Source organism: Streptomyces sp. NBC_00075 (assembly GCF_045041225.1).
GTDB lineage: Bacteria > Actinomycetota > Actinomycetes > Streptomycetales > Streptomycetaceae > Streptomyces > Streptomyces adonidis.
This window is the reverse complement of sequence record NZ_CP108243.1, coordinates 11,375,529-11,388,763: the sequence shown is the minus strand read 5'-3', so window position 1 is coordinate 11,388,763 and position 13,235 is coordinate 11,375,529. Positions and strand designations below refer to the sequence as shown.

Annotated in this window: 12 protein-coding genes; 1 reads left to right on the top strand and 11 read right to left on the bottom strand. The window is 70.5% G+C overall.

Annotated features, from left to right (window positions below; genetic code table 11):
• The first annotated feature begins 13 nt into the window (after positions 1 to 13).
• Positions 14 to 1,246: an MFS transporter gene (locus OG787_RS50125; RefSeq protein ID WP_405540805.1), complete on the top strand. Its 1,233-nt coding sequence runs from the start codon at positions 14 to 16 to the stop codon at positions 1,244 to 1,246.
• On the opposite strand, the gene OG787_RS50120 is transcribed toward OG787_RS50125, so the two are convergent.
• The 11 genes from OG787_RS50120 to OG787_RS50070 form a co-directional block, all read right to left on the bottom strand.
• A complete protein-coding gene (locus OG787_RS50120) occupies positions 1,203 to 1,805 on the bottom strand; it encodes an OsmC family protein (protein ID WP_369031503.1) in 603 nt (200 codons plus the stop codon). The genes OG787_RS50125 and OG787_RS50120 overlap by 44 nt on opposite strands.
• 84 nt (positions 1,806 to 1,889) lie before the next feature.
• On the bottom strand, positions 1,890 to 2,927 hold the full coding sequence (locus OG787_RS50115; RefSeq protein ID WP_369031502.1) for an LLM class flavin-dependent oxidoreductase: 1,038 nt from the start codon (positions 2,925 to 2,927) through the stop codon (positions 1,890 to 1,892).
• An 88-nt stretch (positions 2,928 to 3,015) separates the two neighbouring features.
• Positions 3,016 to 4,344, bottom strand: coding sequence for an LLM class flavin-dependent oxidoreductase (locus OG787_RS50110; RefSeq protein ID WP_405540140.1), 1,329 nt, complete (start codon positions 4,342 to 4,344; stop codon positions 3,016 to 3,018).
• Entirely contained in the window at positions 4,341 to 5,687 is a 1,347-nt protein-coding gene (locus OG787_RS50105) for an LLM class flavin-dependent oxidoreductase (RefSeq protein WP_405540139.1), read from the bottom strand. Before OG787_RS50105 ends, OG787_RS50110 begins: the two co-directional genes overlap by 4 nt.
• Before the next feature lie 13 nt (positions 5,688 to 5,700).
• Positions 5,701 to 6,489: an ABC transporter ATP-binding protein gene (locus tag OG787_RS50100; protein ID WP_369031499.1), complete on the bottom strand. Its 789-nt coding sequence runs from the start codon at positions 6,487 to 6,489 to the stop codon at positions 5,701 to 5,703.
• Positions 6,486 to 7,280 carry an ATP-binding cassette domain-containing protein gene (locus OG787_RS50095; RefSeq protein WP_405540137.1) on the bottom strand — a complete coding sequence of 265 codons (795 nt, stop codon included), beginning with the start codon at positions 7,278 to 7,280 and terminating at the stop codon, positions 6,486 to 6,488. Before OG787_RS50095 ends, OG787_RS50100 begins: the two co-directional genes overlap by 4 nt.
• Positions 7,277 to 8,128 carry an ABC transporter permease gene (locus OG787_RS50090; protein WP_405540136.1) on the bottom strand — a complete coding sequence of 284 codons (852 nt, stop codon included), beginning with the start codon at positions 8,126 to 8,128 and terminating at the stop codon, positions 7,277 to 7,279. Before OG787_RS50090 ends, OG787_RS50095 begins: the two co-directional genes overlap by 4 nt.
• Positions 8,129 to 8,136: 8 nt before the next feature.
• Positions 8,137 to 9,087, bottom strand: coding sequence for an ABC transporter permease (locus OG787_RS50085; RefSeq protein ID WP_405540135.1), 951 nt, complete (start codon positions 9,085 to 9,087; stop codon positions 8,137 to 8,139).
• Positions 9,088 to 9,094: 7 nt separating this feature from the next.
• On the bottom strand, positions 9,095 to 10,645 hold the full coding sequence (locus tag OG787_RS50080; protein ID WP_405540133.1) for an ABC transporter substrate-binding protein: 1,551 nt from the start codon (positions 10,643 to 10,645) through the stop codon (positions 9,095 to 9,097).
• Between the two features lie 56 nt (positions 10,646 to 10,701).
• Complete coding sequence (locus OG787_RS50075) at positions 10,702 to 12,000, bottom strand: O-acetylhomoserine aminocarboxypropyltransferase/cysteine synthase family protein (RefSeq protein ID WP_405540132.1); 1,299 nt, start codon at positions 11,998 to 12,000, stop codon at positions 10,702 to 10,704.
• Positions 11,997 to 13,025, bottom strand: coding sequence for an isopenicillin N synthase family dioxygenase (locus OG787_RS50070; protein ID WP_405540130.1), 1,029 nt, complete (start codon positions 13,023 to 13,025; stop codon positions 11,997 to 11,999). The genes OG787_RS50075 and OG787_RS50070 overlap by 4 nt, the downstream gene beginning before the upstream one ends.
• Positions 13,026 to 13,235: the final 210 nt, after the last annotated feature.

Genomic DNA, 13,235 nt, shown 5'->3' with positions numbered 1-13,235 from the left:
CGGCGAGCGGCGGATGCCGGGCGGGCTCGTCGCGCTGGCGCTGGGCGGATTCGGTATCGGGCTGACCGAGTTCCTGATCGCCGGGCTGCTGCCGCAGGTGGCGTCGAGTTTCGCGGTGTCCGAGGCGGCCGCGGGACGGCTGATCTCCGGGTACGCGTTGAGTGTCGCGGTGGGTGCGATCGTCCTGACGGCGGCGACGGCACGGCTGCCCCGCAAGCAGGTTCTGGTCGGCCTGGTGGCGTTGTTCGTCGTCGGCAACCTGCTGTCCGCCGTCGCGCCGGACTACCGGGTGATGCTGCTCGGGCGGATCGTCGCGGCGCTCTGCCACGGTTCGTTCTTCGGCATCGGCTCGCTGGTCGCGCGCGGTCTGGTCGCGCCGGAGCGGAAGTCCCGCGCGGTGGCGGTGATGTTCGCGGGGCTGACGCTGGCGAACGTGCTGGGCGTGCCGTTCGGTGCGCTGGTGGGTGAACGCTGGGGCTGGCGGGCGGCCTTCTGGGCGGTCACCGCGATCGGCGTACTCGCGCTGGCGGGGATCGTCGCCCTCGTCCCCGGCCGGGCAGGGGATGCGCGATCGCTGACGAAGACGGCCCCGGAGTCACCTGGCAGTCTGCGGGCCCAGTTGCGGGAGTTCAGGTCCTGGCAGGTGTGGCTGACGCTGACGGCCACCGCGCTCGGGTACGGCGGGATGTTCGGCGCGTTCAGCTATATCGCCTACACGTACACCGAGGTCGGCGGCTTCTCGTCGGCGCAGGTCGCCTGGCTGCTGATGGTGTACGGCGTCGGTCTGGTCGTCGGGAACCTGCTCGGCGGGCGGGCGGCCGACCACGACCGTGACCGTGCCCTGATCCTGGCCCTGCTCGGACTAACCGTCACCCTCACGGCATTCGGTCTGCTGGCCGCCAACGCCACCGCGTCGGTCGTACTGACCTTCCTTATGGGCGTGTTCGGGTTCGCCGGCGTGCCCGGCATGATCACCCGTGTCACCGACTACGCCCACGGCGCGGCCCTCGCCGCCGGCGCCAACGTGTCCGCGTCCAACCTCGGCAACGCCCTCGGCGCCTGGCTAGGGGGCCTGGCCATCACCGCGGGCCTCGGCTACACCGCACCGCTCTACGTCGGCGCGGGTATCGTCCTGGCGTCGGTCGTCGTCATGGCGGTTGCCGCGCACCTGGCCAGGAAACCGCTCGACGGAACCGGCGCCGTCAGATCTCCTCCGGACTGCCGGTCAGAACGACCCGGCCGGTGACGGACTGCGGGTTGACCAGGAGGTTGTAGATCGGGCACTTGCGTTCGACCGTCTCGTGCAGCTCGCGGATACGCTCCTTGCCCGCCGGCGAGGTGATGTGCACGGTGTAGGAGATGTTGTGCGGGTAGATCGGCACCTGCTCGAAGCCGGGCTGTCCGGCGCGCGGGTCCTGGTCGGCCTGGACCTCGACCTCCAGGGAGTCCAGCGGGATCCGTAGGTCGGCGGCCTGGATGAGGAAGATGTGGGTGAGGCAGCTGGAGAGCACGCCCAGCTGGATCTCCGGGGAGGCGGGCCCGAGGTCGTAGCCGGCGAAGTCCGGCGGGGAGTCGCTGAGGATCTGGTGGTGGCGGATACGGATACGCCGTACGCCGCTGCGTTCCTCGGCCGTCGTACGGGCCCGCAGCTTGTGCGGTTCGGTGAGGGGGGCCGTCTGCTGGGCCTCCCGCCTGGCGAGCAGGGCGGCCCGCTTGACCTCCAGGTACTCGCGCAGCCCGGGGCGGGGGTCGGGGGCGGTGTCGAGGAGGGGCTCGGTTTCCTTCTCGTTCGTGGTGGCGGCCATGGGGGTGACTCCTGTGGTCGGGCCGGATAGGCGCGGGGCCGTGCGGGGAGGGCTGTGCGGGGTCGCCGGGTGGGGACCCGGTGGTCAGTCGGCCCAGACCCTGCTGGACTGGCCGGCGCGGATCGCCGGGGCGACCTCGGCGGCGAACCGTTCCAGGGTTTCCTCCTTGAGGCCCGCGGGGGTGTGCTCGACGGAGATGCCGGTCAGTTCATGGCCGAACAGCTCGTGGTATTCGCCGAGTTTGTCGATGATCTGGGCCGGGCTGCCGACGAGCGCCGAGCCCTCCCCGACGAACTCCTCCACCGTGGTGATCTCGGACTTGTTGTGCTTGAACGTGGGGCTCGCGGCGAACGCCTCCCACACCGGGCGGAAGAGTTCCAGCGCCTTCTGCGAGGTGTCGGCGACCAGCAGGCTCGGGAAGCTGGCGGCGACCACGGCGTCCTCCGGGGCCCGCCCGTAGTGGGCCCAGCGTTCGCGGTAGTGGTCGACGAGTCGGGCGTAACGCGCCCTGCGGTGGAAGCCGTTGGCGGTGAACAGGGGGTCGCCGTGGCGGGCGGCGAGGTCGGTGGAGCGTTCGCTGGTGGCGCTGCCGTGCCAGACGGTGATGCGCCGCTGGAGGGGGCGCGGCTGGGTGGTGACACCCGTCAGCGGGGTACGGAACCGGCCCGACCAGGTGACGGGTTCCGGCTCCCAGAGGCGGCGCAGCAGCTCGTACTTCTCGGCGAGGTAGTCCCACTGGAGGGACTCGTCGAGGCCGAAGAGGCTGTACTGGTCGGGGTGGTTGCCCTTGGAGACGATCAGTTCGACCCGGCCGTCGGAGAGGTTGTCGAGGGTCGCGAACTCCTCGGCCACCCGTACCGGATCGAGGATGCTGAGCACGGTGACGCCGGTGAGCAGCCGCACCCTGCTGGTGCGCTCGCCGATGGCGGAGAGGAGGACGGCCGGTGAGGAGGACAGGAAGTAGCCTCCGTGCCGTTCGCCCACCGACACGGCGTCGATGCCCAACTCCTCGGCGCGGACGGCTCGTTCGACGACGGAGCGAAGGCGGTCACGCTGCGTGGGCCGGTGGCCGGTGGCGGCGTCGGGGGTGTTGGCGACGATGTCGTTCAGCAGGAACTTCACGGGGACTCCTGGGAGGGCGCGACGGACGGTGGGGCGGGGGCGGCGGCACGCTGGGCATGTCTACGGGTGACCGGACCCGTTCCGGTCCTCACCCGAGCCGTGCCGGTCGCGGCAGGCCGAGGTGGTCGCGCAGGGTCGTGCCCGTGTAGTGGGTGCGGAACAGACCCCGGCGGCGCAGCTCGGGCACGACCGACTCGGCGAAGTCGGACAGCGTGCCCGGCAGATAGGGGAAGACGACATTGAAGCCGTCGGCGGCGCGACCGTGGAACCACTCCTCGATGTGGTCGGCGATCTGCTGCGGAGTTCCCACGACAGTGCGGTCGTCGTCGGCGAAGCGCTGGACGAGGTCGCGGATGGTGAGGTTGTCGCGGCGGGCCTCCTCGTAGATCTGCCGCTGTGCGGTCTGCGACTGGTTGGAGACCGGGAGTTCGGGCAGCGGGCCGTCCAGGGGGTGTTCGCTGAGGTCGAAGCCGCCGAGCCAGTACGAGAGGTCCGCCAACGCGACCTGTGGGGGCAGGAGTTCGGTGAGGCGGGTCAGTTTGTCGCGGGCCTCCGATTCGGTCGGGGCCGTGATGACGGACAGGGCGGGCAGCACCTTCAGGTGGTCCGGGTCGCGGCCGTGGGCGGCGGCCCGGTCCTTGATCTCGGCGTAGAACTCCTGTGCCTTGGTCAGGTCCTTGATGCCGGAGAAGATCACCTCGGCGATCCGGGAGGCGAGGTTCTTGCCCGCCTCCGAGGCACCCGCCTGGACGATGACCGGGCGGCCCTGGGGAGAGCGGGCGATGTTGAGGGGCCCGGCGACCTTCAGGTGCTTGCCCTCGTGGTGGAGCGCGTGCAGCTTCGCCGGGTCGAAGTAGACACCGCTCGCCTTGTCGTGGCGGAACGCGTCGTCCTCGAAGGAGTCCCACAGCCCGGCGACGACGTCGTGGAACTCCTCGGCCCTGTCGTAGCGGGTGGCATGGTCGAGATGGGCGTCGAGACCGAAGTTGCGGGCCTCGCCGTCGTTGAGGGAGGTGACGACGTTCCAGCCGGCCCGCCCGCCGGAGATGTGGTCGATCGAGGCGAACGAACGGGCCACGTGGTAGGGCTCGTTGTAGCTGGTCGACGCGGTGGCGATCAGGCCGATCCGGGAGGTGCCGGCGGCGAGCGCGGCCAGCAGCGTGGTCGGTTCGAACGAGTCGTTGACGACGCTGACCCGGCTGAGCACGTCCTCGCTCGCGAACGGCACACCGACCAGATCCGCGAGGAACACCGCGTCGAACGTGGCCTGTTCGGCGATCCGGGCGAAGGAGAGCACCTCCCGGATGTTCACTCCCGCGTCGGCGGCGGTGTCCGGGTGCCGCCAGGCGGCGAGGTACTCCCCCGGCGGCTTGAGGAAGGCGTTGAGGTGGAGCTGGTCTGTGCGGCGGCCGCTCATCGTCCGGTCTCCTGGAGGTGTCGCTCGGCGGCGGCGGGGCGAGGCAGGCCGAGGTTCTCGCGCAGGGTGCTGCCCTCGTACTCGGTGCGCAGCAGACCTCGACGCTGGAGCAGCGGCACGACGTGGTCAACGAAGTCCTCGGCGGGGCCTGGCAGATAGGGGAAGGAGATGTTGAAGCCGTCGGCGGCGCGCTCGTGGAACCAGGTCTCGATGCGGTCGGCGATCTGCTCGGGCGTTCCGGCGACGGAGGTCCCCGCGGCGTAGCGCCCCGCGAGCTGACGTATCGTCAACTTCTCGTCGTGGGCCAGCTTTACGAGCAGATCGCGCCGTGACTTGCTGCGGTTGCTGTCGGGGATGTCCGGCAGCGGACCGTCCAACGGGTAGTCGCTGAGGTCGAGATCGCCGATGTTGTCCTGGACGAGACGGCGGGCGACGTCGTCGTGGATGAGGTCCTGGAGTTCGGCGAGCCGGTGTCGCGCGTCCGCCTCGGTCGCCGCGACGATCGGGGTGAGGCCCGGCCAGACCAGGACATGGGCAGGGTCGCGACCGTACCCGGCGGCGCGTGCCTTGATGTCCGCGTAGAACTCCTGGGCGGCGCCCAGCTCGTGCTGCGTGGTGAACAGGACTTCCCCGTGCCGGGCGGCGAACTCCCGCCCCGTCTCCGAGGATCCGGCCTGGAAGACGACCGGATGGCCCTGCGGAGGCCTGGAGATGTTCAGCGGCCCCCGTACGGTGAAGTGTTCGCCCTCGTGGTGCGGCGGCTGCAACCCGGTCGGTTCGTAGTAGCGTCCCGTCGCCTTGTCCCGTACCACTGCGTCGTCGTCGAAGCTGTCCCAGAGTGCCTTCACCACCTGGACGAACTCGTCGGCACGGCGATAGCGCAGCTCGTGTTCGAGGTGGTTGTCGTGGCCGAAGTTGGCCGCCTCCAGGGGTACGACGGAGGTGACGACGTTCCAGCCCGCGCGGCCCTGCGAAATGTGGTCCAGGGAGGCGAACTTGCGGGCGATGTGGAAGGGGTGGTTGTAGGTGGTGGTCGCCGTCGCCGCGAGCCCGATGTGGTCGGTGACCAGGGCGAGCGCGGCCAGCAGCGTCAGCGGTTCGAAGTGTTCGGCGCGTCCCGTGCGGGACAGGGAGTCGAGCTGGTGCCCCCAGACGGCGACGACGTCGGCGACGAACAGCGCGTCGAAACGGCCGCGTTCGAGGGTGCGGGCGAGGTCGGCGTGGAAGGCGAAGTCGAGTTGACCGTCGGGGCGGGCGTCCGGGTGGCGCCATCCGGCGATGTGGCCGCCGGAGCCCTGGATCAGGGCTCCCAGGGTGAGTCGGCGTGCGGTCTCTGTGGTCATGTGGGTCTCCCGGTCATGCGGGCAGCCGGGGTACGGCGGCCAACAGGCGGCGTGTGTACGGGTGTTGGGGGTCGGCCAGCACGGATGCGGCCGGACCCTGTTCGACGGCTCGGCCGTCCTTCATCACGAGCACGTCGGTACACAGATGCCGTACGACGCCGATGTCGTGCGAGACGAGCAGCAGCGTCAGCCCGTACGCGTCGGCGAGTTCGTCGAGGAGGGCGAGGATCTGGGCGCGTACGGAGACATCGAGGGCGCTGAGCGGTTCGTCGCCGACGAGGACCTTCGGCCCGGGGGCGAGCGCCCGCGCGATGGCGATGCGTTGCCGCTGTCCGCCGGAGAACTCGTGCGGGTATCGGCCCCGCACGGACGGGTCCAGGCCCACTGCGCGCAGGAGTTCGTCCACCCGGTCGTCGTGGTCGCCGGGTAGCCGCAGGCACTCCAGCGGTTCGGCGACGATGTCCCGCACGGTGGCCCGCGGGTCGAGGGAGCCCATCGGGTCCTGGAGGACGATCTGTACCTCGCGCCGGAACCAGGTCAGCCGGCGCGGCGCACCCGGCCGTACCTCCCGGTCCCGGTAGTGCACGGTGCCGGAGTCGGGCCGGTCCAGCGCGAGGAGGAGACGGGCGAGCGTCGACTTGCCGGAGCCGGACTCCCCCACGATCCCGAGACTCCGGCCTTCCGTCAGTTCCAGCGACACGTCCTGGAGTGCGTGGCGACGGGTGGTCGGCGCGAAAAGTGAGGTGCGCGGAAGGCGGTAAGTGCGGGTCAGGCCGGTCGCTTTGAGCAGCGATGTCGTCATCGGGCGACCTCCGGGGTGTCCCAGCCCGTGGCCCGCGCGGCCTCCACGAGCCGTTGCGTGTACGGGTGTTGGGGTGTGCGTACGAGGGTGTCGGTGGGGCCTTCCTCGACGAGCCGCCCGTCCTTGAGTGCGGCGGCTCGTGGGCAGAGCTGGGCGACCACGGCGAGGTCGTGGCTGATGAACAGCAGTGATGTGCCGTGCTGTTGGACGAGGTCGTCCACCAGTTTCAGCATGTCGGCCTGGACCGTGACGTCGAGGGCGGTCGTGGGTTCGTCGGCGATGAGGAGCGCCGGGCGGGTCGCGAGTGCCATGGCCAGGCCGACGCGCTGGCGTTGTCCGCCGGAGAGCTGGTGGGGCCAGGCACGGACGACGAGTTCGGGGTCGGGGAGGCCGACCTGTTCGGCGAGTTCGACGGCGGCGGCAGCCGCGTGGCGCCGGTTCAGGCCCCGGTGCAGCCGCAGGGGCTCGGCGAGTTGCTTCCCGATGCGCATGAGCGGGTTGAGCGCGCTCATCGGTTCCTGGAAGACCATCGCCATGCGCTCACCGCGCAATCGGGACAGCTCCCGGTCGCCGAGCCCGAGGATCTCCTGCCCGTCGAGGCGGATACTGCCGGTGGCCTCGGCTCCGTCAGGGAGCAGACCCATGACAGCGAGGGCGGTGAGCGACTTCCCGGAGCCGGACTCGCCGATCAGCGCGAGCCGTTCACCCGGCCCCACCGACAGGCTTACCTCGTCGACGGCGGTCGTACCACCGATCCGTACGCGGAGGTCGGTGATCGTCAGCAGACTCACGCCGCCTCCCGAACCCGCAGGCGGGCGTCGGTCGCCTCGCGCAGTCCGTCCCCGAGCAGGTTGAAGCCGAGTACGGAGGCGGCGACGGCGAGGCCCGGCCAGATGACGAGGAGCGGGCGCGCGGCGATGTAGGACTGCTGCTCGTGCAGCATGCGCCCCCAGGAGACCGCGGGCGCCGGGGCACCGAACCCGAGGAACGACAGCGCCGCCTCCGCGAGCACCGCCACGGACAGGACGAGCGACAGCTGCACGATGAGCGTGGGCGCGATGTTCGGCAGCAGGTGTTTGCGGACGGTACGCCAGGTTCCGGACCCTGCGGCATGGGCTGCCAGGACGTAGTCGGTGCCCAGCACGCGCCCCGCCTCGGCACGGGCGACGCGGGCCAGGTTGACGCCCGCTCCGACACCGATCGCGACGACCACGGTCCAAGTCGAGCCGCCGTACACCGCAGTGAGGATCATCGCGATCAGCAGGACGGGGAACGCGATCAGTACGTCCGTGAGCTGGACGACGACGGCGCCGATCCAGCGCGGCACGAGCACCGCCGCGAGCGCCAGACCGAGCCCGACGACAGCCGCGACGGCCGCCGCGAGCAAGGCGGTTCGCAGGGTGCTGCGGGCGCCGGTGAGCAGCTGGCTGAGCTCGTCGCGGCCCAGTTTGTCGGTACCCAGGACGTGCCCGCCGGAGAACGGCAGGAGCCAGCCGTCCTGGGGCCGGACGAGTGTGGGGTCGTACGGCGTCCAGACGAGGGAGACCAGCGCGGACAGCACAAGCAGACCGACGAGGAGGGCGCCGACGAGACCGCTGCGGTTGGCGAGCAGCGCCCGGACGGCAAAGGGGACCTGCATCGAGCCCTTCATACGGCGCTCCGGAGCCGCGGATCGATCAGCCGGTGGGCGAGGTCCACGAGGAACCCGATGACCAGCACGGCGCCGGTGAGCAGCAGGATCTCGCCCTGCACCTTGTCCAGGTCCCGGTTGCCGACGTCCGTGATCAGCATCTGTCCGACCCCGGGAAGCACGAACACCTGCTCCACGACGACCGCGCCGGCGATCAGCGCGGCGATCTGAAGCCCCAGCACCGACACCACCGGTACGGCCGCGTTGCGCAGCCCGTGCCGCACCAGGGCGCCGGTGCGGGTGTGGCCCTTGGCGCGGGCGGTGCGCAGCCAGTCCTGGTTCAGGACGTCCAGTACGGCGGACCGCACGAACCGCAGCAGTACGGCGCCCTCGGCGAGGGCCAGGGTCAGCCAGGGCAGGACGAGGCTGCGCAGCGCCGGCCCCGGCTCGGCCCAGCCGTCGACGGGGAAGCCCTGCGCGGGCAGCCACCGCACCTGGACGGCGAACACCACGACGAGCAGCAGCCCGACCCACAGGGTGGGCAGTGCGATCCCGAGCTGCCCGAGGGCGTTGGCCGCGCTGCCGAGCCGCGAATCGCGGCGCACGGCGGCGAGGATGCCCAGGGGCACGGCGAAGGCGAGGGCCAGCACAACAGCCCCCACGGCCAGCGGCCCGGTCACCGCGAGCTTCTCGGCGAGCTGCCCGGACACCGACGTACCGTCGAGGACCGACCGTCCGAAGTCACCGGTCACCACTCCCCCGATCCAGCTGCCGTACTGCGCGACGAGCGGCCGGTCCAACCCCAAATCGTGGCGTACGGCGGCGACTTGGGCCGGGGTGGCCTTGATGCCGCCGATGGTCTGGGCGATGTCGCCGGGCAGGAGCCGTAGCACCAGGAAGATCAGCACACTGGCGGCTAGCAGGGACAGCACCAGGAGCCCTGCCCGGCGCAGCAGATAGAGCGTCATTGCTGAGTCACTTCTTCGCCACTGCGAGGTTCGCGAGGTTGTAGCGGTTGCTGGTGAAGCCGACCGGGACGCCGGTGACGCCGCTGCGGACGACGGTGAGGGTCTGGTTGACGAACAGCCAGTCCGCGGCGGCGTCTTCGGCGACCTGCTTGGCCGCCTTCTTCAGGAGGGCGTCGCGCTCGGTGTCACTGACGGCGGTCTGTGCGGCGGCGTACCACTTCTGGACGTCCGCGTTGTCGTAGCCGAAGTAGTAGTCGGGGTTGGCGAAGTTGTAGAGGTCGCGGGCCTCGGCGTGGTCGACGAGGCTGAGCTGGTAGGCGTGCTTGGTGAAGACGGCGTCGAGCCAGGTCTGGAACTCCACCTGCCGGACGGTGAGTTGGATGCCGACCTGCTTGAGCTGGGAGGCGAGGTAGTCGCCGATCTCGGTCGGGTAGATGTTGGGGATCTGCACGGTGAGCTTCAGCCCGCTGCCGTAACCGGCCTGCTTCAGCAGCTTCTTGGCGCTTGCCGGGTCGTACGCGTCGACCGGGGTGAGGTCCTCGTAGCCGGGGTCGGACGGCGGGATGGGGCCGCCGACGGGTTCGGCGGCGCCGCCGAGGGTCTTGATGAGGCCCACGTTGTCGATGGCCTGGCGGATGGCGCGCCGCACCCGGACGTCCTTCGTGGGACCCGAGGCGTTGTTGAGCGCGAGGGTGAACTTGTCGGTGGTGTCGCCGCGCAGCACCGTGTACTTGCTCTTGTCGGAGAACGGCTGGAGCAGGTCCGCCTGCGCCGCCGTCTCGATGTCGGTCTGGCCGGTCTGCTGTGCGTTGTTGGCGGCGTTGTCGTCCTTGATGTAGTGGAAGACGACCTTGGCGACCTTCGCCTTCGTCCCCCAGTAGGAGTCGTTGCGCACGAAGGTGATGGAGGAACCGCGCTTCCACCCGCTGAGCCTGAAGGGGCCGGTGCCGTTCTCCGTGCCGGCGAGCGTGGAGAAGTCGGTGCCCTTCTTGAAGACGATGCCCGCACGTCCGGTCAGGCCCCAAGTGAAGCCGGTGTCACGGTGCTTGAGCTTGACGACGACGGTGTGGTCGTCGGCGGCGGACACGCTCTTCACGGAGGCGAGTGCGGCGGCGTCGGGGTTCTTCGAGCCGGCCTTGGTCACCTGCTGCAACGACCAGACGGCGTCGGCCGCGGTGACCTTGCTGCCGTCGTGGAAGGTGGCGTCCTTCGCGAGCTGGAAGGTGTAGGTCAGCCCGTCGGACGACTCGTCGAACGAGGTGGCCAGGCTCGGCTTGACGGCGTTGTCCTCGTCGCGGGTCAACAGACCCTGGTAGACGTTGTCGAGCAGGATCTGGTCGAGCGCGGCGCCCGCCGTGGTGGCGATGTCGAGGCTCGTCGGCTCCAGCACGAGGCGTACGTCGACGGTGGCGCCGGTGTCGATCTCGGTGGGCTCGGCGGCCTGGCTGGTCTGTCCGGCGTTCGCGGGATCGTCGGCCGAGCCGGTGCCGCAGGCGGTCGCGGCCAGGCCGACGAGTGCTGCGGTGGCGGCGAGCCGGACGGCGGTGCTGCGGCGCATGGCGGATCGTGCTCCTTGACTGTGGGTGGTGCGTGAACGGTGAGAGCTCTCGGTGCTCATACGGCGGCTGCCGCGAGCCCGGCTCCGAGGTCGGCGATGAGATCGTCGGCGCCTTCGAGGCCCACGGAGAGCCGCACCAGGCCCGGGGTCACCCCGGCCGCGGCCTGCTGACCGGCGTCGAGCTGGGCGTGGGTGGTGGAGGCGGGGTGGATGACCAGGCTGCGTACGTCGCCGATGTTCGCGAGATGACTGAACAGCCGTACGCCCTCGACGAATCGGCGCCCCGCTTCGAGCCCGTCCGCGAGTTCGAAGGCGAGGACGGCTCCGGCACCGCGCGGCAGATACCGCTTGGCCTGGGTCGCCCAGGGACTGGACGGCAGGCCCGCGTAGTGGACCCGGCCGACCTGCGGCTGTGCCTCCAGCCACTCGGCGAGCTTCTGGGCGTTCGCGACATGCCGCTCGATGCGCAGGCTGAGCGTCTCCAGCCCCTGGAGGAGCAGAAAGCTGTTGAAGGGCGAGACGGCCGGTCCCAGATCCCGGACCAGCCGGGTGCGCAGCCGCAGCGCGTAGGCGAGACCGAGGTCGGAGAAGGAGTCCCAGAAGGACAGTCCGTTGTACGTCGGGTCCGGGCGGGTGATGCCCGGCCACCGGTCGGGGTCCGCGCCGAAGTCGAAGCGCCCGCTGTCGACGACGACCCCGCCGATGCCGGTGCCGTGTCCGGACAGGAACTTGGTGGTGGAGTGCACGACGATGTCGGCGCCGTGCTCGAAGGGGCGCAGCAGGTAGGGCGTGAGCACGGTGTTGTCGATGACGAGCGGGACACCGTTGTCGTGGGCGATGCGGGCGACGGCTTCGAGGTCGAGGACGTTGCCGCGCGGGTTGCCGATGCTCTCGCCGAAGAAGGCCTTGGTGGCCGGTCGTACGGCGGCGGCCCAGGCACCGAGGTCGTCAGGGTCGTCGACGAAGGTGACCTCGATGCCGAAGTCGGCGAACGTGTGCTCAAGAAGGGTGCGCGTGCCGCCGTAGAGGGAGGACGAGGCGACGATGTGGTCGCCGGTGCGGGCCAGGTTGAGCAGGGCGAGGGCTGTCGCGGCCTGGCCGCTGGCCACCGCCACGGCCGCCGAACCGCCCTCCAGGGCCGCGATGCGTTCCTCGGCCACGGCGGTGGTCGGGTTGGACAGCCGGGTGTAGGCGTGGGTGGTGAGGTCGGCGAGCTCGAAGGCCGCGGCGGCGTGCGCGGTGTCACGGTATACATAGCTGGTGGTCTGGTGGATCGGCACGGCGCGTGCGCCGGTCGTGGGGTCGGGTACGGCGCCCGCGTGGACCTGACGGGTCTCGAACGCCCAGGTGCTCATCGGCCCTCCTCCGGCCTCGCCAGGACGTCGGACCACCAGCGTTCCGCGACCCTCGGATGGGAGCGGAGCCAGCCGACCACGGCGTTCTCCCCGAAGGCCGCGAGGAGCGGGTTGTCCGGGTCGTCGGTGACCCCGCGGCTGCGTGCCGCCAGTTCCGGGGGCAGCTGGAGGGGCTTGACGACCGCGTCGAGGCGCGGGCCGAGGAAGAAGGGGATGGAGTAGCGGTCGACGCCCGACTGCGGGCTGACGACCCGGTGTTGGGTAGCCTTCAGATAGCCCTGGGTGGCGATCTCCAGCATCTCGCCGATGTTGAACACGAAGGCGTCCGGCACGGGTACGGCGTCGATCCAGCCGCCGTCCTCGCCCTGCACCTGGAGCCCGCCGACCTCGTCCTGCTGCAACAGGGCGAGATAGCCGTAGTCCTTGTGAGCGCCGACTCCCTGGTCGGCGTCGGCGGCGGGGCGCGGTGGATAGTGCACGATCTTCACGTGCACGGCCGCCTCGTCGTCGAACCACTGGTCGAAGTAGTCCTCGTCCTGGCCGAGGGCCGCCGCCAGTGCCCGCAGCACCTCCCGGCTCACCCGCAGCGCCTCCGCCTGCCAGCGCAGCACGATGTCACGCAACTCCGGTAGTGCGGTGGGCCATTGGTTCGGGCCGACGAGGCGGAGGTAGTCGGGATCGCCCGGTCCGACATCCAGGGCCGCGCGTTCCGGGCCGATGTCGATCTGCTCGCGCCAGTCGGCGCTGCCGGCCGTGTACTCGGTTCCGGTGCGCGTATAGCCGCGGAACTGGGGCGAGTTGAGGTTCTCGATCTCCAGCCGCCGCTCTTCCGGAAGCGCGAAGAAGGCACGGGCCGCGTCCAACGCCTCGTCCCGTACGGACACGGGGACGCCGTGTCCGGTGACGTAGAAGAAGCCCACCTCGTGGGCGGCGGAACGGAGTTCGGCGAGGAATGCGCCGCGGTCGGTGTCCGGGGCGCGGAAGCGGGAGAGGTCGATGACGGGCAGGGCTGTGGGCTGAGCCATGGGTGTTCCTTAGCGGCAGCAGCGAACCGGCCTAGGAAGAGGCGGAGTTGCCGGTGAAGGGAGGTTCGGAGAGAGAAGCGGGCGTCGCGAGCCGATGACCGGCGATCAGCAACAGACCTCGTCGAACTGGTCGGCGCGGCGGCTCACCCAGAAGGGGTCGAGCAGCACCGTGTGTGCCGTACCAGTGGTCTCCATGGCCCGGATCAAAGC

Excerpts from the sequence above, each read along its gene's own strand:
- OG787_RS50100 (WP_369031499.1), bottom strand. The coding sequence starts at position 6,489 with ATGACGACATCGCTGCTCAAAGCGACCGGCCTGACCCGCACTTACCGC.
- OG787_RS50120 (WP_369031503.1), bottom strand. The coding sequence starts at position 1,805 with ATGGCCGCCACCACGAACGAGAAGGAAACCGAGCCCCTCCTCGACACC.
- OG787_RS50110 (WP_405540140.1), bottom strand. The coding sequence starts at position 4,344 with ATGAGCGGCCGCCGCACAGACCAGCTCCACCTCAACGCCTTCCTCAAG.
- OG787_RS50085 (WP_405540135.1), bottom strand. The coding sequence starts at position 9,087 with ATGACGCTCTATCTGCTGCGCCGGGCAGGGCTCCTGGTGCTGTCCCTG.
- OG787_RS50090 (WP_405540136.1), bottom strand. The coding sequence starts at position 8,128 with ATGCAGGTCCCCTTTGCCGTCCGGGCGCTGCTCGCCAACCGCAGCGGT.
- OG787_RS50075 (WP_405540132.1), bottom strand. The coding sequence starts at position 12,000 with ATGAGCACCTGGGCGTTCGAGACCCGTCAGGTCCACGCGGGCGCCGTA.
- OG787_RS50080 (WP_405540133.1), bottom strand. The coding sequence starts at position 10,645 with ATGCGCCGCAGCACCGCCGTCCGGCTCGCCGCCACCGCAGCACTCGTC.
- OG787_RS50070 (WP_405540130.1), bottom strand. The coding sequence starts at position 13,025 with ATGGCTCAGCCCACAGCCCTGCCCGTCATCGACCTCTCCCGCTTCCGC.
- OG787_RS50105 (WP_405540139.1), bottom strand. The coding sequence starts at position 5,687 with ATGACCACAGAGACCGCACGCCGACTCACCCTGGGAGCCCTGATCCAG.
- OG787_RS50125 (WP_405540805.1), top strand. The coding sequence starts at position 14 with ATGCCGGGCGGGCTCGTCGCGCTGGCGCTGGGCGGATTCGGTATCGGG.